Here is an 18,722-nt window from a genome sequence, read left to right on the forward strand (position 1 = left end):
TGCCGATTCGGGCCCGACGCGCAGCCGCGCGCCGTCGAAGCCGAGCACCGAGCCGCCGCCCGCGGCCACCGTATGGATGCTCATCATCGGCGCGCGCATCCGCACGCCGGCCACCTGCGTCTCGAACACGCGCTCGAACTCGCCGTGGTAGTGCGACACGTCGGTCGACGTGCCGCCCATGTCGAAGCCGATCACGCGCGCGAAGCCGGCCGCCTGCGCGGCGCGCACCATCCCGACGATGCCGCCGGCCGGGCCCGACAGGATCGCGTCCTTGCCCTGGAATGCATCGGCGCGCGTCAGCCCGCCGCTGCTCTGCATGAACTGCAGGTTCACGCCCGGCATCTCGTGCGCGACCTGCTCGACATAGCGGCGCAGGATCGGCGACAGGTACGCGTCGACGACGGTCGTGTCGCCGCGCGACACCATCTTCATCAACGGCGACACCTCGTGCGACACCGACACCTGCGTGAAGCCGATGCGGCGCGCCAGGTCCGCCAGCGCGCGTTCGTGCGCGGTGTAGCGATAGCCGTGGATCAGCACGATCGCGAGCGCACGCACGCCCGAGTCGAACACGCGGCGCAGCGATGCTTCGGCGCCTTGCGCATCGAACGGCACGACGATGTCGCCGTGCGCGCCGATGCGTTCGTCGATCTCGACGACGGTCTCGTACAGCGCGTCGGGCAGCACGATGTCGAGATCGAACAGCTTCGGCCGGTTCTGGTACGCGATGCGCAGCACGTCGCGGAAGCCGCGCGTCGTCGCGAGCGCCGTGCGTTCGCCCTTGCGTTCGAGCAACGCGTTGGTCGCGACCGTCGTGCCCATCTTCACCATGTCGACGCGCGCGGGCGTGATCGGCTCGCCGGCCGCGAGGCCGAGCAGGTGGCGGATCCCGGCCACGGCCGCGTCGCGGTACTGCTCGGGGTTCTCCGACAGCAGCTTGTGCGTGACGAGCGTGCCGTCGGGCCGGCGCGCGACGATGTCGGTGAACGTGCCGCCGCGGTCGATCCAGAATTGCCAGCGTGCGGCGTCGGAGGGAACGGGGGAAAGGTGTCGGTCAGTCATGATGTCGGGTCGATGCGTCGTGGAATCGTAGGACGAGCGCCGCCGCACGGCGCGCGTCGCGCGCCATGTCACGGGGTCGGCCAAAGGGGAAGAAAACGAAGGGCGGAGCGCCCCGCCGCTTACGCGGCGTCGAGTTCGCGGCCGCGTGTCTCGGGCAGCGTCAGCGCGGCGACGATCACCACGCCGTACGCGGCGACCGCGAAGATGCCGATGCTCATGCCGAGCCCGTATTGCTTGGACAGCGCGCCGATCAGGAACGGGAACAGCGCACCGATCGCGCGGCCCACGTTGTAGCAGAAGCCCTGGCCGGAGCCGCGCACGCGGGTCGGGAACAGTTCGGTGAGGAACGCGCCCATCCCCGAGAAGATGCCCGATGCGAAGAAGCCGAGCGGGAAGCCGAGCCACAGCATCGACGCGTTGGTCAGGTTCAGCGACGTGTACGCGAACGCGATCACCATCGAGCCGACCGCGAACAGGATGAAGTTCGGCTTGCGGCCAAGGCGGTCGGTCAGGTACGCGCTCGTCAGGTAGCCGACCCACGAGCCGAAGATGATCATCGCGAGATAGCCGCCGGTGCCCATCACCGTGAGGTGCCGCTCGGTCTTCAAGAAGGTCGGCAGCCACGTCGTGATCGCGTAGTAGCCGCCCTGCGCGCCCGTTGTCAGCAGCGCCGCGCGCAGCGTCGTCGTGATCAGCTTCGGCGCGAAGATCTCGGTGAGGCGCGGCGCATCGGCCACTTTCGCCTGCGCGGCCTTCTCCTTCTCGTAGACGTCCGGCTCCTTCACGTAGCGGCGGATCGCGACGACCAGCAGCGCGGGCGCGAGGCCGACGAGGAACAGCGCGCGCCACGCCTGCTCGGCCGGCAGCACCGAGAACAGCAGCGCATACAGCAGCGCGCACAGCCCCCAGCCGATCGCCCAGCCCGACTGCACGAGGCCGACCGCCTTGCCGCGGTCGCGCGCGCGGATCACCTCGCCGATCAGCACCGCGCCGGCCGTCCATTCGCCGCCGAAGCCGAAGCCCATCAGTGCGCGCGCCGCGACCAGCTGGTGGTAGTTCTGCGCGAGCCCGCACAGCGCGGTGAACACGGCGAACCAGAGCACGGTGAGCTGCAGCGTGCGCACGCGGCCGATCCTGTCTGACAGGATCCCGGCGATCCAGCCGCCGAGCGCCGACGCGAGCAGCGTGATCGTGCCGATGAAGCCCGCATCCGCGAGCGAGATGCCCCAGGTCGCGACGAGCGTCGGGATCACGAACGACAGCATCTGCGTGTCCATCCCGTCGAGCATGTAGCCGACCTTGCAGCTCCAGAACGCGCGGCGCTCGCGCGGCTGCGCGTCCGCGTACCACGAGAACAGGCCGTTGCGCTCGGGGCTCGCGGGCTCCGCGGCGTTCGCCGCGAGGGTCTTGCTTTCCATGGTGGTGCTCCTGTCGTTATGCGCCGTCGAATGGCGATCGTGCGTGCGGTTTGTCGTGCGGGTGGTCGTCGCCCGAAATCAGAATACGGCCAGCGACGCGTTCGTGATGTCGGTCATCAGCATGTGGCCGGGCGTATGCGCGATCGCGATCGGCAGCTTCGCGTCCATCAGCGCGGTTTGCGGCGTCACACCGCACGCCCAGAACACCGGCAGCTCGCCGTCGCGGATCGTCACCGCGTCGCCGAACTCGGGGGCATTCAGATCGGCGATGCCCAGTTCGCGCGGATCGCCGAGATGGATCGGCGCGCCGTGCACGCCCGGAAACCGGCTCGTGATCTGCACCGCGCGAATCGCGTCGGCGCCGCGCATCGGCCGCATCGACACGACGAGCTGGCCGCCGAAGATCCCCGCGCGGCGATTCGGAATCGACGTGCGGTACATCGGCACGTTGCGCCCCTCCTCGACGTGGCGCAAGCCAATCCCTTCGCGGGCCAGCATGTCCTCGAACGAGAACGAGCAGCCGATCGCGAACACGACGAAATCGTCGCGCCACAGCGCTTCCAGCGACTCGACGCGTTCGGTCAGGCGGCCGTCGCGGTAGACGTTGTAGCTCGGCACGTCGGTGCGGATGTCGAGATCCTCGCCGAGCGCGTCGACCCGGAACGCGCCCGGTTCGCCGACGCCCAGCAGCGGGCAGGCTTTCGGGTTCGCCTGGCAGAAGCGCAGGAAATCGTGCGCGACCGCTTCGGGCAGGATCGCGAGGTTCGCTTGCGCGTACGGGCCGCAGTGGCCGGCGGTCGGGCCGCGGAACGCGCCGTGGCGCACGGACTGGCGGAATTCGGAAGGCGTCATGGTGGTCAAGGCTTGTGGCAGATCGGTGTGTCGTCGGGATGACGGTGGCGTGTCATCGGATACGGCGAAGAATAGAAAAGAAAAAATTTTGCCGCCAACGAGTTTTTTTGCGCTTCGTGTATAGAATTTCTTAACGGATCTTGGGGTTTTCCCCGGCTCCGTTCACTTTTCCTCACCGGCAAAGTGCGCATCCACTCTCCGTCCGACCGCCATGAACACGCGTTTTCTCGAAACCTTCGTCACGCTCGCGAAGCTGCGCAACTTCCGCACGACGGCCGCCGCGCTGCACGCGACGCCGGCCGCGATCTCGCAGCGCCTGAAGGCGCTCGAGGACGAACTGCAGACGGTACTCGTCGACCGCGACAGCCGCGAATTCCGGCTCACACCGAACGGCGAATACCTGCTCGGCTATGCGAAAGCCGTGGTCGAGGCGACGCAGGAGCTGCAGGCTGCCGCATCCGGCGAGAGCGCACTGCGCGGCAAGCTGCGGCTCGGCGTGATCGAGACCGTCGTGCACAGCTGGCTGCCGCACTACATGCGGCGGCTCGCGGCCGACTATCCGCAGCTCGAGATCGACCTGACCGTCGACGTCAGCGTCGTGCTGCAACGCCGGCTGATGGCGGGCGAGCTCGACCTGATCATCCGCGTGGAAGGCAGCGACGAGGCGTCGGTCGTATGCGATGCACTGGCGAACTATCCGGTGCGCTGGATCGCGCGCGCGGGGCTGCTACCGAACACGCGCACGGGGCTGGCGCGGCAGGTGCTGCGCCAGCCGATTCTCACCTATGGGCGTGGTACGGCGCCTCATCGTGCGCTGGAAGATATCGTCCGCACGCTCGCGCATGCGCACGGCGTGCCGCTGTCGGACACGCGCATCACCGGGTCGCCGTCGATCTCGGTGATCGTGCAGCTCGTGCGCGACGGGTTCGGCGTGGCCGCGATTCCGGTGCTGTTCGTCGATGCGTTGATCGAAAGCGGTGAAGTCGTGGAGCTGCCGCTGCAGCCGTCGCCGCCGTCGATCGTCGTGTCGATGTCGCGGCGGGCCGATGCGCCGCGGTTCGTGCATGGCGCGTCGATTGCGGCGCGGGCCGCGTGTCACGAGTATTGCGAGAAGAGCAAGCGGTTGCTGGTCGAAGCGCTTTGATGCGGTGCGGGCCGGCGGGTGGCGAGGTCGGGCATCCGGCACGCATTCGACATCGCCGCGCGAATCGCCCACAATCCCCAGCGACGCGTGGCCGCCACGCGTCGTGAATGCCGGCACGGCCGTCCGGCATTGACCGCTTCGCACGCCCCTGCACAACAAGAAGGCAATATGCAGACTCGCACCGCTTCCGCTCGCCTGAACCTCGCGCGCGCCGTCATCGTCGCGCTGTACGTCGTGTCACTGCTGCTGCCGGTCGCCGCCGAACCGCCGAATGCGGCTGGCGCCGTGACCTGGCTGCGCGGTTATATGGTGCTCGCGATCGGCCCGCTCGCAATCCTCGACCTGCAATTTGCGTGGCTCGGCAACCCGCTGCTGCTCGTTGCGCTGATCAAGCCGAACCGAATCGTGTCCGCGCTGATTGCGGTGGCCGTGGTGTTCGCGCTCGGATGGCACACGATCCCGACCGGCCCGGACTTCAAGCCGATCCACGCGTTCGGCATCGGGTACTACCTGTGGATGGCAGCAATGATCGGCGGCGCCGCGTTGCCGTGGATCGGCGGGCGCGGGAAGCAGGATGCCGCCGCGCCAGCGGCGGCGATCGCGCCGGATGCCCCGGCCGCATCGATCGATCCGATGGATTTCATTGATCCGATGGATGCGATGGAGGCCGCCGAGCGTGCCGATTCCGGCGGCGCGGCACGACTCGACACCGCACCGTCACCGCCCGTTTCGCCCGTCCCGCCGAGCCACTGGACCGTGACCGCGACCGATACGCGTATCGACGTGACCGATCACAACGGCGCAACGCACGGAATCGCGCTGTCCGACCTTGGCGCGGTCGTGATCGAAACCAACGACCAGGGGCCGTACGGGTCGTCCGTCTGGTGGATCCTGTTCGATACGAACAAGCAGTTCGCGTGCGGGTTCCCGCAGGGCGCCGACGGCGCGAAAGCGGCGGTCGACCGGCTGCTCGACCTGCCGGGCATCGATCACCGCACGGTCATCGACGCGCAGACGTCGGTCAGGAACGCGATGTTCCCGATCTGGCAGCGCGCGGCGCAGGCGCAGGTGGAGCCGAAAGACGATGAAGCGCAACGCGCCGACTGAATCGTCGCCGCAACAAAGTTGAAGGGCACGGCCGCTGAGACTCACGGCCGTGCCCCTGTCACCCGGCATCGGCCAGCCGGGGTCACCTTCTTTAGTGCCACCGCCCCGTATCCGTCCCCGGCGCGAATTCGATACCCCGCAGCACTTCCGCAAACTTCGCAGTCCGCAGCACGGCGAATTGCTCGTGCGCAGCCGTCGTCGCGCTCGTGTTCTTCAGCACGTCACGCACTGCAACCAGCCGGTTCGGGTCCGCACCGACATCGCCGTTGCCGCTGACCGTCGACGTAATCGCCCAGATCGTCACCGTGCCGTCGCGTTCGACGCGGCCCGTCAGGTTGCGCAGGCCGGCCGTCGCCGGTGCCCACGGCAAGCCCGTCGCCGAGTTGTTGCCCGCCGGATAGCCCGCGACCGAATACGGCTGGCCGAGGTTCAACCCGCTCTGCAGCGTATAGGCAAACTTCCACTGCTTCGTGCCTGCGTCGTAGACCCACTTCTGCAGGCCCGCCGTCGTCTGCGCAGCGGCATGCGTGTACAGGTCCGCACCGCCCGTGTAGCCGTCGCCTTCGTCCGCGACGTACAGCGTGTTGGCGTCGGCGAACCAGAGCCCGAACGGATAGGAGAGCGTCGTCGCGGTCTTGTTCGGCGTGGTCGGGAAGCCGGCCAGCACGCACATGTTGTTCGGCAGGCCAGCCGTCTGCAACGTGGCGGCGTTGTACGCGAGCGGCACCGTCGGCAGCACGGCCTTCGGCGACGGCACGCCGACGCCCGACGGGCAAGCCGTGCCGGTCGTATCGACGAAGTACACCGTGTTCACGCCGTTGCCGCCGCTGCCCTTCGTGTAGTACACGACGTTGTCGTGCACCGCGATGCCGCGGAAGTTGTCGTCCTTGCCGATCTTGTCGGCCTTCGCGCCGAGTTCCGTGACCGAGAAGCTCGCGAGCGGCGTCGGCACGCCCGGATCCTGCTGTGCTTCGTGATGCTTCGCGCCGTCGATGAGCTGTGCGCCCGCGCCGAGAATCACGTTGTCCGGCTGCGGGTTCGAGCCGTTGCCGGCGTTGCCCGACGTGTAGTAGATCTCGCGGCCGTCGCGATTGTTCAGGATCGCCGCGCGGCCGTTGTTGCCGCTGTACGCATTCGTCTCGGTGAAGCGGAAATGCCCGTGGCGATCGATGCGCGCGATCGCGCGGTAGAAGTTCTGCCCGTCCGGGTTCGTCGTATCGACCGCGAGCGGCGTGTTCGAGTTAGACACGTCGATCGTGTTGACCGGCGCGACATAACCCATGAATGTCAGGTAGCTGCCGTCGAGCGACAGGTGCAGGCCGAGCTCCGACTTCGAGCTGAAGCTCGTCACCATCTGGCCGTGCGCGAAGCCCTTCTGCAGGCTGTTCGGCACTTCGAGCGTGCTGACGACACCGCCGGCCGGCGTGATCTGATCGAGGAAGATGCGCGACGTGATGCCGAAGCTGCCGTCGTAGCGATCGTTGTTCCACACGTACGGATAGGTGCCGTCGTTCGGCGCGCCGGATGCCGTGCCGCAACCGCCGGTGGTCTTCGCGCAGTTCGGCGGCAGGATCGCGCCGGGCTGCACGTTGCCCGACACGTTGTCGTACACGCTGCGGCTGAGGACCAGGAAGCCCGGCACGAAGCCCGGCGTAAAACGGCTGTCGCCGTCGTTGTCATGCGGGGCGGCCTGCGCGCCGATACTCGCGGCGATCAGCGTCAGTGCAAAGACAGGAACGGTACGATCGCGCAGCGCGCGGCGGCGCTTCGCGGACAAGGCGAAATTCGGCATGGACAAGGCTCCGTACGACATCGAGTGAGGACGTTGTTGGTGGACAGACTGACGACGTGAAGCCCCGCCACCTTAGCCATGCTTGATGAAGAATTGATTGCACGCGATGTCACGGAAACCCGCTTGCGTATGCGGGTTTCCTGGTGCAGTGCCTTGTTATTAATCCGTAATACGAAAGAAATGAATCAGACAGCCATTCAGGCGGATTGGCCTGCATGCGGCTGCGCGAGCTTGCCGTCGCCATACTCGCGCAACACTTTCGAAATCACCACGCGATAGCCGTCCAGCCAGCGCGCCTGTTTCGTCTTCGCCTCGAGATGCGCCGGGTGCTGCATCAGCTGCTGCAGCGCCGCCTCCGACTCCCAGTAGTAGACGTTCTGGATCAGCCCCGATTCGGCGTTCTCCCACGTCTCCTCGCCGAGATAGCCGGGGGTCGCGCGCGCCATGTCGGCGATCTGCCGGTCGAGCCGGTGGAATTCGTCGTCGTATTGCCCGGCACGGAAAATGAAGGTCGACGCGTACATGCCCGCTCCATCGAAAGCGATTGAAAGAGCGCCGATTGTAAGGCACGTGCAATGTTTCGGGATTGTCAGGCGGCGAGCGTATCGAGATCGAGCCGGTCGGCGAGCCACGCATCGATGCGCGGTGCGTCGTCACGCAGGCCGGCCGGGGGCGCCGGCATCGCAGCCAGTGCGTGCCGCGCACGTTCAAGCGCCTGAGCGAAGCCGCGCAATTCGCGCGTCGCGGGCCGGTCGTCGGCATGCCGGCGCGCGAGTGCTGCTTCGATGTTCACACCGATCAACGCGAGTTGCGCGTCGATGAACGTCAGACACAGCGCGCGGCAATGCGCGGATACCGATGCCACGGCCAGCAGCACCGGCACGATCGACACGGTCAGGTAGCCGCCGGGCGCAAGCCGCGACAGCGCATGCCGCACGTCCTGCCCGCCATCGGTCAACGATGCGAACACCGCATCACGCCACACCGCGCGCTCGAACGCGAGCGCGTCACGATGTGCGTCGAGTGCCGCACGGTCCGAGACCTGCCCGGCCGTCACCAGCGGAATGGGAAATGATGACTCGACGGCAGCGTGTGGGGCCCCTGCTTCGACGATGCAGTTCGCGCCGAGCCATCCCGCATCGTCGCGCCGCGCGGCCAGCACGCGGGACTGCAAGCGGTCGGGCAGCATCGGATCGAGCGGCACCGCGCGGCAGATCGACGGCTTGTCCGCGTGCACGCTGCAGCGTCCGTCGTCGGCCAGCGCCGCGCACCGGCCGAGCGACGGATAGTCGTAGCCCTGCAGCGTCAGCGCGATCCATTCGTTCCCGGCGCCACCGGTGCGATGAAGCAACCGCGCCGCCAGCGCGTCGGACGCCGCGACGTCGTCCGCATCGAGCGCGTGCTCGCGGCCGCCCGCACGCCAACGCTCGCCGATGCGCCGCGTCGGCACGCGACGGATCGTCAGCGCACCGACGAAGCGATGCCGATGCCGGAACAGTTCGCGCAACGACAGCGTCGGTGCGCTGTTGCAGCAGCGTCCGCAGGCGTTGCACGCGAGCAGGTAAGTGTCTACCACGGCCGCCGCACCGAATCCTGGTAGCGCGTGAGGATGAAACGCGCGACGTCGTCCGAGTGGTACGCGGCGACGAGCTGCGTCACCCACGGCTTCGCGCGATCGGCATCGCGCACCGTCAGCACATTCGCATACGGCGAGCGCGCATCCTCGATGCTGATGCTGTCGCGCGCGGGTTGCAGCCCGGCACGCACGGCATCGTCGCTGTCGATCGCGACGAACGCGGCCGTATCGAGCGCCGCGTAGAGGCGATCGCGCCGCAGCGCGACGAGCTTCAGCCCGAGCCGGTTGCCGGTCACGTCGCGCAGCGTTGCCCGCAGGCCGGCCCGCTCGCGCAGCGTCACCAGCGTATCGTTCTGCAGCAGCACGAGCGCGCGCGCCATCCCGCGCGAATCGGCGGGAATCGCAACCGTCGCACCGGGCTGCAGTTCGTTCAGGTTCTTCAATTTGCGCGAATAAAAAGCCATCGGCAACGTGACGGTCGGCGCGATGCCGGTCAGCGCGTAGCGTTTCTGCGCGCGCGTCGCGGCAAGCTGTTGCGCATCCTCGAAGCTGGCCGCGTCAATCTGGCCGTCGGCCAGCGCCGCGTCGATGCGCGATGCATCGTCGAACTCGACCACGTCGATGCCGAATCCTCGCGATGCGGCGACCCGCTTCACTTCGTCCAGGATCTGCGCATGTACACCGCGCGTCACGCCGACGCGCACCGCCGGTGCGGCCGATTCGGCGGCAGCGGTCAAACCCGAATGACCGACCGCGCACGCAACGATCAGCCACGCGCCCACCCAACCCATGACGCGCTTCATGATGCATCCCTCAGAATCGTGCGAAACCCGATATGCGACGCGCCGAGATCGGCTTCCTGCTGTTCGCGCGACGACGCGCGATAGCGCACGCAGTAATCGCGCGAGCACAGGAACGAGCCGCCCTTGATGACCATCGGCGTATCGTGCCGGCGCGTCGGCGGCGCGACGGCCGCCGTGTCGCCGTTCGTGTGCGACTGGTGCGGGCCCGTGTACGCGTCCTTGGTCCATTCCCATGCGTTGCCGATCATGTCGTAGAGCCGGAACCCGTTCGCCGCGTAGCAGCCGACCGGCGCGAGCCCCGCATGACCGTCCTCGGCCGTGTCGAGCACCGGGAACACGCCCTGCCAGTAGTTCGCGGCCGGCTTGCCCTGCGCATCGCGCGGCGCCGCGTCGAGCGATGCATCGTCGCGACCGGCCTTGCCCGCGTATTCCCATTCGGCCTCGGTCGGCAGGTCGCGGCCGAGCCAGCGCGCATACGCGAGCGCATCGCGCTGCGTCACGAGCGTGACGGGCAGGTTGCCGAGCCCGTCGACACCGCTGCCCGGCCCGCGCGGATGACGCCACGATGCGCCCTTCACCCACGACCACCACGCCAGGTCGCGCGCGTTCATCTCGTCGCGCGTCGGCACATGGAACACGGCCGCCCCATCCTGCTGCTCCGCCTCGGTCACGTAGCCGGTCGCCTCCACGAACGCGGCGAACTGCGCGATCGTCACGTCGGTCTGGTCGATCCAGAACCCGCCGACACGCGTACGGCCGTCACCGATCGGGCGCTCGTCCGCATAGCCGCGCGTGCTGCCGAACACGAACGCGCCGCCGCGCAAGTGCACCATCCCGGCCTTCGGGTCGTCGCGCCACTTGGCCGGCAGCCCCGAATAGCGCACGCACTGCCGCTCCGTGCCGAGCGGCGCGAGCGCGCGGCCGTGATTCGCGTCGTCGAATGCGTCGCCCGCCGGTGCAACGGGATTCGCATAGCCGGCCGCGAACGCGGTGGCGAACAGCGTGGCGGCCAGCGCCGCGCCGATCGTCCAGAACCGGAACCGCATCGTGTCGCTCCCGGGTTCAGTAGTAGCCGCGCGGACGCAGCGGTTCGACCCCGCCGACGTTGCTCATGTAGGTCTTCCACTGGTCGACGAGCGTGCTGATCACCGACGGGTTCTGCGCGGACACGTCGGTCGTCTCGCCGCGATCCGACGCGAGGTCGTACAGCTGCCAGTGACCGTCGAGCGGCCCGAGCGGCGGCTCGGTCCACAAGGCCTTCCAGCGGCCGTCGGCGCTGCGCAGGTACGCACGGCCGTAGGCTTCGTCGCCGAACGGCGCGGTATGCACTTCGCCCGTCGCCGTGCCCGTCAGCACCGGCAGCAGCGACTGGCCGGTGACCGGATACACGTAGCGGTTGTTGTAGACGACCTTGCCCTTGTTCTGGTCGACACCCGTGAGTGTGTTGACGAGCGGCGGCGCCGGCTGCGACGGCGGCGTGACGCCCGCGACCGCGAGGAACGTCGCCGTGTTGTCGGTCACGTGCGTGAAGGCGCGCAGCGTCGGCAACTGCTGCGTCTGGCCCGGCAGGCGCACGATCGTCGGCGTCGATACACCGCCTTCAGCGGAATACCCCTTCGTGAGCCGGAACGGCGACGCGCTCACTTCGGCCCAGCGCAACCCGTACTGCAGGCGCTGTGCGTTCTGCTTGCCGTTGTCGGTGCCGAGCGTCGAATAGATCGGGTCCTGCCCGTTCGCGGTATCGGTCGCCGTCGGGTCGGCGCCGCCGTCGATCGGCCAGCCTTCCGCCCCGTTGTCCGACTGGAACATGATGAACGTGTTGTCGTATTCGCCGATGTCCTTCAGGTGCTGGATCAGCAGGCCGATGTTGTAGTCGAGGTTCTCGACCATCCCCGCATAGATCTCCATGTAGCGCGCCTGCGCCTTGCGCTCGGCCGGCGACAGGCTCGACCACAGCTTGTCGACCTTGCCGGGGCCGTAGTCGCTGTAGCCGTCCGCGGTCGAATGCACCGCGCTGATGTATTTCGCGGCGGCCGTGCCGTTGTTCGCGGTCGCGGGCGACGCGGCCGTCGTTTCCGGCAGGCCGTCGAACGGCTTGAAATCGGCGGGGATCAGGCCGAGCGCCTTCTGCCGCGCGATCCGCGCGTTGCGGATCGCGTCGTAGCCGGCGTCGTACACGCCCGCGTACTTGTGCAGCCACGGATCGGGTACCTGCAGCGGCCAGTGCGGCGACGTGAAGGCCGCGTACGCGAAGAACGGCTTGCCGTCGCGCTGGTTCGAATCGATGTACGAGATCAGCTTCTGCGTATAGAAATCGGTCGAATAGAACACGGCCGGGCTGCCGCCCGTGCCGCCCGGCTGTCCGGGCTGGCCAGGCTGCACGTAGCGGCCGTCTTCCGTGTAGTTCGACGAGCCGGCCGGCTCGTGCGCGAAGTGGTTCGTCGCCGCGCCGCCGAGCAGCACGTAGCTGCGCTCGAAGCCCCACTGGTCCGGCGTCTGCCCGCTGCCCGTCGCGCTGCCGACGATCCCCGAGCCGATGTGCCACTTGCCCGCGATGTACGTGTGATAGCCGGCATCCTTCAATAGTTGTGCGAACGACAATGCACGATCGTTCAGGTAGCCCTCGTAACCGGGCAGCCCGCGCCGTTCGTCGGTCGGCACGCCCATCGTGCCTTCGCCGACGAGATGGTGGTCGGTGCCGGACACCAGCATCGCGCGCGTGATCGCGCAGACGGTGCCCGTGTGATGGTTCGACAGGATGCGGCCCGACGCGACGAGCGCGTCGAGGTTCGGCGTGTTGATCTCGCCGCCGAATGCATGGATGTCGGAATAGCCGAGATCGTCGGCCATGATGTACAGGATGTTCGGGCGCTTCTGAGCCAGCGGCGGCGTGGTGCTGATGGGTGACGGCGGCGGATCGCTGTCGACGCCGCCGCACGATGCGAGCGACAGCGCACCGGCAATCGCGGCGCAGACGGCACGGAAACGAAAAGCATGTAACGGCGACGCGGACTTTTTCATTGTTCTGAACGCTCGATCTACGGGATCGGCGATCTTAGCGCCGCGCGCGCGGCACCCAAAGTCCGATTCGTCACATGCTAACGGGGTGGCGGAATATGCGTGCCAGCAGAATGTCCGCCATCAGCGCACACGCATGTGCGCGCCCGCAAAGCGCGCGAAACCGGCGCTGCCGGGCGCCGCGTCCGGCGCCCGATGCGTCGACGTCGGCTTCAACTGCGCCCGCCGAGACTGCCGCCACCGTCCACGGCCAGCACCTGCCCCGTGACGAAGCCCGCCTCGTCCGACAGGAAGAATGCAATCGCCGCGGCCACGTCGTCGGACGTGCCGAGCCGGCGCGCGGGGATCGTCGCGAGCACCTTGCGCTCGGCTTCGCTGCCGACGGGCCGCGTCTGCCGGAACAGCTCCGTCTCGATCGGGCCCGGCGCAACCGCGTTGACGGTCACGCCGTGTTCGGCGAGTTCAAGCGCCCACGTGCGCGTGCAGCCGACGAGCGCACTCTTCGCGGCGGAATACGCGGTGCGATCGAGGCTGCCGAAAATCGCGCGGCTGCAGATGTTGACGATGCGTCCGTGGCCGCGTGCCTTCATCGCATCCGCGAAATGCTGCGTGACCTGGATCGCGGCCCGCACGTTGAGATCGAACACGGTCTGCAGCGACAGGAAATCAATCTGCCCCAGCGGCTGCGGCAACACGATGCCCGCGTTGTTCACGATGCCGTCTACATCGTGCTGCTCGCTGATGCGTGCCAGGGTGGCCGCCGTCTGCTCGATGTCGGCGAGATCGCACGCGAGCAATGCGCCGGGGAAGTCGATGCCCTGCGCGTGACGCGCAAGGCCGATGACGTGATGACCGCGCCGGGCGAGCAACGTGCTGACCGCGAGGCCGATGCCGCGCGATGCGCCGGTGACGAGATAGGTGCGAGATGACATTCGTGCTCCCGAAGTCCGTTCATGTGAATAGCGTGGAGAGATGTTTCCGGAGCGGAAGCCCGGAACCTGCACTTTCGTCGGACGATTCTACGTGCGTAACGGGACGTTACGTCGTGTCGTTACGGGCGAACCCGTAGCAACACGTTACGTTTTCTTCGATCAGCATCGCCAGGAATTTCCAAATCACGATTTTCCGGAAATATCGTCTGATTTAATTGTAATGCTCCATTTATAAAAGAAAGTTTGTTAATGAATATCGAACTCGCAAACGTTTTACGTGAAAGAAACACGGCATCCAAAAATTAGACGAATAATGACTTAAAAATATAAACCGTTTAAAACAGCGGCAGGCATGCCTCTTGCTGACTCCCCCCACCATGTGCCGCGTTCGACCAGGAACGAATAACCCGAAAATCGGGCGGCACCTTATTTCGTACAAATGATTCCGGGGTCGGGGAAATGGTATCGAGCGCAAGCAGGCGATTGGCCTGGGGGGCCGTGACGTGCCTGTCGCTATTCGCGACGGCACACGCACTGGCACAAGACACCGTCGACGTGGCCCCTGCCGCCGCGGCGAACGGCGGACATCCGATTGCGCCGCCCTCGACGCTGCTGAACGCCGAACGCGTCCTCGAAGCACCGAAGCCCGCGCCCGGCGCGGGCCCGGCCACAGCGAAGCCGGCCACCGGCGCCGCGTCGGCCGGCCCCCAGGCCGCCGCCCGCCATGCCCTTCCGGAAGACCAGCTCGGCGGCACGGTCACGACCGATGCCGTGACGCTCGCCGGCCGCGATTTCTATACCTACTTCTCGCAGACGTGGTCGGAAATCCCGCTGAGCGAGCGCTACATGGTCGCCATTCACGAACGCCCGTCCGGGCGATACGGCAGCCTGATCTGGGTCGAATTCCAGCAAAAACGCGTATTCCAGACCTTCCTGCCGATCGCACGGGCAAACGTCAAGGCCGTGGCGGAAAGCGCCGCCAATATTTCCTTTCAAACCGTCATTCAGGACGATCTGTCGAATTTGTTGTTTCCCGATTCGGATCTGGCCAAAGACGAGATTTAGTCGATTAATCAAAAACAGGGGTTAGGGAAAATGAATCGAATCAGATTGAGCTTGATCGCCCTGGTCGCGATGACCGCGGTGTCGCCGTATGCGTGGTCGTCGACGCTGGTTTATCAGCCGAACAACCCGAACTTCGGCGGCAACCCGGCAAACGGCCCGAATCTGCTCAACGAGGCCAATGCGCAGAACAAGCACACGGATCCGTCGCTGTCGGCCTATTCGTCGCCGACGTCCACGTCGTCGCTGGACCAGTTCAATGCGCAGCTGCAGCAGGCGATCCTGTCGCGCGTCGCCGGCTCGGTGACGAACTCGATCGTCGGCACCAACGGCGAGCTCAAGCCGGGGACGATCAGCACCGGCAACTTCACGATCGTCGTGAGTACGGCCGGCAACGGCAACCTGCAAGTGACGACCACCGACAAGACGACGGGTGCGACCTCGACGTTCATCGTCAGCAACGGCCAATAAATCGAAAAAAACGACTGAGCGAATCATGAAAAAAAATGCTGAACGCACACGCTTCAACACGGGGATGACACGGATCGCCATGGGCGCGGTGTTGCTGCTGTCGCTGGTCGGCTGCGTCACGCGGCCGATGCCGGCACTGAGCAACGCGACGCTGACGCCGCCGACGCGCACCACGCGCGACCTCACGCACCTCCCGCCGCCGAAGGGCAAGATCGTCGCGGCCGTGTACGGCTTTCGCGACCTGACGGGGCAGTACAAGGCCTCGCCGGACAGCTCCTTCTCGTCGCAGGTCACGCAGGGCGGCGCGTCGTTCCTCGTCAAGGCGATGCGCGACTCCGGCTGGTTCACGCCGGTGGAACGCGAGAACCTGCAGGATCTGCTGACCGAACGCAAGATCATGCGCGCCACCGACGGCTCGGATGCGAAGAAGGCGCAGAACGACGCGATGGCGCCGCTGATGCCCGCGAACATCGTGCTCGAGGGCGGCATCGTCGGCTACGACACGAACGTCCGGACCGGCGGGGCCGGCGTCGCCTACCTCGGGATCAGCGGATCGACGCAGTACCGGATCGACCAGGTCACCGTCAACCTGCGTGCGATCGACATCCGCACGGGCCAGGTGCTCAACAGCGTGTCGACGACCAAGACCGTCTACTCCTATCAGGTCGACACGGGCATCTATCGCTTCGTCGGCTTCAAGGACCTGCTGCAGGCGGAAGCCGGGCTGACGCGTAACGAACCCGCACAGATCTGCGTCAACGAAGCGATCGAATCGGCGCTCACCCACCTGATCGTCCAGGGCGTCGCGAACCAGACCTGGGTGCTGAAGAACGACCAGGACTGGTACGACCCGACGATGCAGCGGTATCTGCAGGAAGACCGGAAATACGCGCAGGACATGGAGGACGCGAACACCGCGTACGACCCGCAGAAGATCGATCGTTCGGCTGCGTCCACTCATTAACCGGCATCACGCCGGCCAGCGGAGAAAACATGATGAATCGACAGCGTGATCGGAACGGGCGCGCCCGCGCGATGCGGCGGGTGCTCGCGATCGTGGGGGCAGCAGCAGCCATGCAGGCGGCGTCGGCGGCACCCGTGCCGCTCAACGACCTCGGCCCGCCGGAACCCGCGTTCGACTACAGCGGCAACATCGTCGCGGTCCGGCAGAGCGGCGTCGGCAATAACGCATCGCTCGACCAGGCGGGCCACAACGGTGCGCTGATCTGGCAGGCCGGCGACGGCAACGCGATCGTCGCGCGGCAGACCGGTGCGCAGAACTGGATCGCGGCGTCGCAGGTCGGTCTGGGCAACACGTTGAATGCGACCCAGCGCGGCAACGGCAACACGTTGCAGGTGCAACAGAACGGTGTCGGCAATTCGGTCGAATCGACGCAGGTCGGCACGTCGCTGTCGGCGCGCGTCACGCAGAACGGCATCAACAACGCGGTGAACATCGTGCAGGGCGGATCGAACACCGGCATCCAGGTGATCCAGACCGGCAACGGCGCGCGCGCCACGGTGGTGACGCGGTAACGGTTACGCGGTTTGCAAGTGCTTTGCTTGAAGTGGTGTGAGGTGTGGGACGTGAGAGCGTCCTCAATTGGCGGGGGTGCCGGCAAAAGATCGACTTTTCCGGCGAATTTTCTTTCGAATCAGGAGCAACAAATGAAGGTGACCAAGTCTGCAATCGCAATCGCAGTGCTGATGCTCGCATCGGCTGCCGCACAGGCCGATTCGTCGGGGAACAACGTGAACATCGGACAATCCGGCAACTTCAACTCGGCAACCGTCGAACAGACGGCGACGAGCGGTGATTCGGTGACGATCAACCAGTCGGCAGCCGGCAACGATCCCCGCTACGGGTTCGTCGCCAACGTGACGACGCAGGGCGGTAGCGGCGACACGACCGTGATCCAGCAGAACTCCTGGTGGGCGCAGCCGTATTCGAGCGTGAACGTGTCGCAGACGAACACGTCGAACGAGCGGAACTACGTGACGCAATCGGGTGGCGGCGATTTCTCGGCGACCATCACGCAATCGGCGTCGGTTTACACCGGCGGCCCGCAATACGACACCAACACGATCAACCAGTACAGCTATATCGATAGCGCGTCGATTTCGCAATCGGGCGGCGGCTGGAACACCGTGACGATCAACCAGGGCACGCCGAGCCAGTCGGCGATCGGCAACAACGCGACCGTGACGCAGGCGGACACGACCGGCAACACCGTCGGCATCACGCAGACCGGCAACAACGGCACCGCGAACGTCCAGACGACCTGGGCCGGCGGGAACGCGACGTCGATCACGCAAACGGGCGGCACGACCAACGCCAGCGTGACGCAGTTCGCCGAAAGTGGCGACCAGGTCACGACGACCCAGAGCGGCACCGAAACCGCCACCGTGAGCTCGTGGTTCGGCGGCGGCAACAACACGACGATCTCGCAATCGGGTGGCGTGAACGGCAACAACGCGACGGTGAACCAGATCGCGGCGACCGGCAACACGACGTCGATCACGCAGACCGCCGACGGCAACAACGCGACGGTCAATCAATGGTTCGAGTTCGGCGACAACGCGACGATCAACCAGTCGGCAGCGTCGAACAACGCGACGATCACGCAGCAGTTCGGCTACGGCAACAGCGCGTCCATCACGCAAACGGCCGCGTTCAACACGGCGTCGATCTCGCAAAACAACTCGGCCGGTTCGTCGGCATCCATCACGCAGGCTTCGGCGGACAACCAGGCGTCTGTGGCGCAAACGGCATCGGGCTCGTCGACGACGGTGAGCCAGTCGGGCGACATCGGCAACTACGTCAATGCGTCGCAGACGGGTGCGGATGACGTGCTGAGCCTCTCGCAGGCCGGTGGCTTCAACATCATCAACGCATCGCAAGTGTCGGGCTCGGGCAACCAGGGCTACGTGACGCAGAACGGCTACTTCAACAACGCCACGCTGGTACAGCAAGGCAACGCGAACTACGCGAGCATCAACCAGAACGGCGCCTACAACACCGTTTCGCTCAAGCAGCACTAAGCACCGCCGGTGTCACGAAAAGGCCGGACGGTTGCCCGTTCGGCCTTTTTTTCATTCGACAGGGGACGATCATGGTTGGCATTCACGATCTCAACGCCTATTTCGACATCGCCGCCAGTGCCGGCGGCGTGAACATCGTGCCGCACGTGCAGGCGGCCGCGCCGGTCGACGTGTCGTACAGTCTGCGCATTACCAAAACCGGCGGCGCCGGCTCGGCCTCGCTGACGCGCTCCGGCGAATCGCGACTCGCCGGCGGCGAGGATCGGCCGCTCGCGACGCTGCGGCTGAGCGTCGATTCGGGCGATATCTGCAAGGCGACGCTGGTGCTGCACGTCAATGGCGAGCACGCGGAGTATTCGGTGGACTGCAATCCGCACCGGGCGTCGAATTGAACCGGTGCGGCGCCGGCGCGTCACGCCGCATGCCGGGCACGCGTCGGCGGC

At 66.5% G+C, this 18,722-nt stretch carries 18 protein-coding genes; 8 read left to right on the plus strand and 10 right to left on the minus strand.

The features are described from left to right. The 3 genes from G3O00_RS28105 to G3O00_RS28115 form a co-directional block, all read right to left on the minus strand. The coding region (locus G3O00_RS28105; protein WP_277399326.1) for a hydantoinase/oxoprolinase N-terminal domain-containing protein at nucleotides 1-1,062 on the minus strand (1,062 nt) is incomplete at its 3' end. 119 nt (nucleotides 1,063-1,181) lie between these two features. After that, nucleotides 1,182-2,480, minus strand: a complete 1,299-nt coding sequence (locus G3O00_RS28110) for an MFS transporter (RefSeq protein WP_011356167.1) — start codon at nucleotides 2,478-2,480, stop codon at nucleotides 1,182-1,184. A 78-nt stretch (nucleotides 2,481-2,558) separates the two neighbouring features. After that, on the minus strand, nucleotides 2,559-3,332 hold the full coding sequence (locus G3O00_RS28115; protein ID WP_011356168.1) for a putative hydro-lyase: 774 nt from the start codon (nucleotides 3,330-3,332) through the stop codon (nucleotides 2,559-2,561). 211 nt (nucleotides 3,333-3,543) lie between these two features. On the opposite strand from G3O00_RS28115, the gene G3O00_RS28120 reads away from it, so the two are divergent. Both G3O00_RS28120 and G3O00_RS28125 read left to right on the plus strand, forming a co-directional pair. Continuing rightward, a complete protein-coding gene (locus tag G3O00_RS28120; protein ID WP_011356169.1) occupies nucleotides 3,544-4,476 on the plus strand; it encodes a LysR family transcriptional regulator in 933 nt (310 codons plus the stop codon). Nucleotides 4,477-4,644: 168 nt separating this feature from the next. After that, nucleotides 4,645-5,583 carry a hypothetical protein gene (locus G3O00_RS28125; protein ID WP_206144957.1) on the plus strand — a complete coding sequence of 313 codons (939 nt, stop codon included), beginning with the start codon at nucleotides 4,645-4,647 and terminating at the stop codon, nucleotides 5,581-5,583. Nucleotides 5,584-5,674: 91 nt separating this feature from the next. Here G3O00_RS28125 and G3O00_RS28130 read toward each other — a convergent pair whose 3' ends face one another. The 7 genes from G3O00_RS28130 to G3O00_RS28160 all read right to left on the minus strand — a co-directional run bounded on the left by G3O00_RS28130 (nucleotide 5,675) and on the right by G3O00_RS28160 (nucleotide 13,704). Further along, nucleotides 5,675-7,375: a hypothetical protein gene (locus G3O00_RS28130; RefSeq protein ID WP_206144958.1), complete on the minus strand. Its 1,701-nt coding sequence runs from the start codon at nucleotides 7,373-7,375 to the stop codon at nucleotides 5,675-5,677. Between the two features lie 197 nt (nucleotides 7,376-7,572). Then, nucleotides 7,573-7,899, minus strand: coding sequence for an antibiotic biosynthesis monooxygenase (locus G3O00_RS28135; protein WP_089474189.1), 327 nt, complete (start codon nucleotides 7,897-7,899; stop codon nucleotides 7,573-7,575). A 65-nt stretch (nucleotides 7,900-7,964) separates the two neighbouring features. Beyond that, nucleotides 7,965-8,951 (minus strand): YkgJ family cysteine cluster protein, encoded by a 987-nt coding sequence (locus G3O00_RS28140; protein WP_206144959.1) that lies wholly within the window; start codon nucleotides 8,949-8,951, stop codon nucleotides 7,965-7,967. Beyond that, nucleotides 8,945-9,754: a MetQ/NlpA family lipoprotein gene (locus G3O00_RS28145; RefSeq protein WP_206144960.1), complete on the minus strand. Its 810-nt coding sequence runs from the start codon at nucleotides 9,752-9,754 to the stop codon at nucleotides 8,945-8,947. The genes G3O00_RS28140 and G3O00_RS28145 overlap by 7 nt, the downstream gene beginning before the upstream one ends. After that, nucleotides 9,751-10,800, minus strand: coding sequence for a formylglycine-generating enzyme family protein (locus G3O00_RS28150; RefSeq protein ID WP_206144961.1), 1,050 nt, complete (start codon nucleotides 10,798-10,800; stop codon nucleotides 9,751-9,753). Before G3O00_RS28150 ends, G3O00_RS28145 begins: the two co-directional genes overlap by 4 nt. 16 nt (nucleotides 10,801-10,816) lie before the next feature. Next, nucleotides 10,817-12,775 (minus strand): arylsulfatase, encoded by a 1,959-nt coding sequence (locus G3O00_RS28155; RefSeq protein WP_206144962.1) that lies wholly within the window; start codon nucleotides 12,773-12,775, stop codon nucleotides 10,817-10,819. 209 nt (nucleotides 12,776-12,984) lie between these two features. Next, nucleotides 12,985-13,704, minus strand: coding sequence for an SDR family oxidoreductase (locus G3O00_RS28160; RefSeq protein ID WP_206144963.1), 720 nt, complete (start codon nucleotides 13,702-13,704; stop codon nucleotides 12,985-12,987). A gap of 498 nt (nucleotides 13,705-14,202) precedes the next feature. On the opposite strand from G3O00_RS28160, the gene G3O00_RS28165 reads away from it, so the two are divergent. The 6 genes from G3O00_RS28165 to csgH all read left to right on the plus strand — a co-directional run bounded on the left by G3O00_RS28165 (nucleotide 14,203) and on the right by csgH (nucleotide 18,671). Then, nucleotides 14,203-14,769 carry a CsgE family curli-type amyloid fiber assembly protein gene (locus G3O00_RS28165; RefSeq protein ID WP_206144964.1) on the plus strand — a complete coding sequence of 189 codons (567 nt, stop codon included), beginning with the start codon at nucleotides 14,203-14,205 and terminating at the stop codon, nucleotides 14,767-14,769. 45 nt (nucleotides 14,770-14,814) lie between these two features. Further along, nucleotides 14,815-15,237, plus strand: coding sequence for a curli assembly protein CsgF (locus G3O00_RS28170; protein ID WP_241025366.1), 423 nt, complete (start codon nucleotides 14,815-14,817; stop codon nucleotides 15,235-15,237). A gap of 25 nt (nucleotides 15,238-15,262) precedes the next feature. Then, nucleotides 15,263-16,201 carry a CsgG/HfaB family protein gene (locus G3O00_RS28175; RefSeq protein WP_011356180.1) on the plus strand — a complete coding sequence of 313 codons (939 nt, stop codon included), beginning with the start codon at nucleotides 15,263-15,265 and terminating at the stop codon, nucleotides 16,199-16,201. Nucleotides 16,202-16,230: 29 nt separating this feature from the next. Beyond that, the gene (locus G3O00_RS28180; RefSeq protein ID WP_011356181.1) at nucleotides 16,231-16,773 is read left to right on the plus strand and encodes a hypothetical protein; all 543 of its coding nucleotides are present in this window, start codon (nucleotides 16,231-16,233) and stop codon (nucleotides 16,771-16,773) included. Nucleotides 16,774-16,905: 132 nt separating this feature from the next. After that, nucleotides 16,906-18,279 carry a hypothetical protein gene (locus G3O00_RS28185; protein WP_206144966.1) on the plus strand — a complete coding sequence of 458 codons (1,374 nt, stop codon included), beginning with the start codon at nucleotides 16,906-16,908 and terminating at the stop codon, nucleotides 18,277-18,279. A gap of 71 nt (nucleotides 18,280-18,350) precedes the next feature. After that, nucleotides 18,351-18,671 (plus strand): curli-like amyloid fiber formation chaperone CsgH, encoded by a 321-nt coding sequence (gene csgH / locus G3O00_RS28190; protein WP_174934288.1) that lies wholly within the window; start codon nucleotides 18,351-18,353, stop codon nucleotides 18,669-18,671. The last annotated feature ends 51 nt before the right edge of the window (nucleotides 18,672-18,722 follow it).

This window comes from Burkholderia sp. Ac-20384 (genome assembly GCF_017104605.1).
Lineage (GTDB): Bacteria > Pseudomonadota > Gammaproteobacteria > Burkholderiales > Burkholderiaceae > Burkholderia > Burkholderia lata.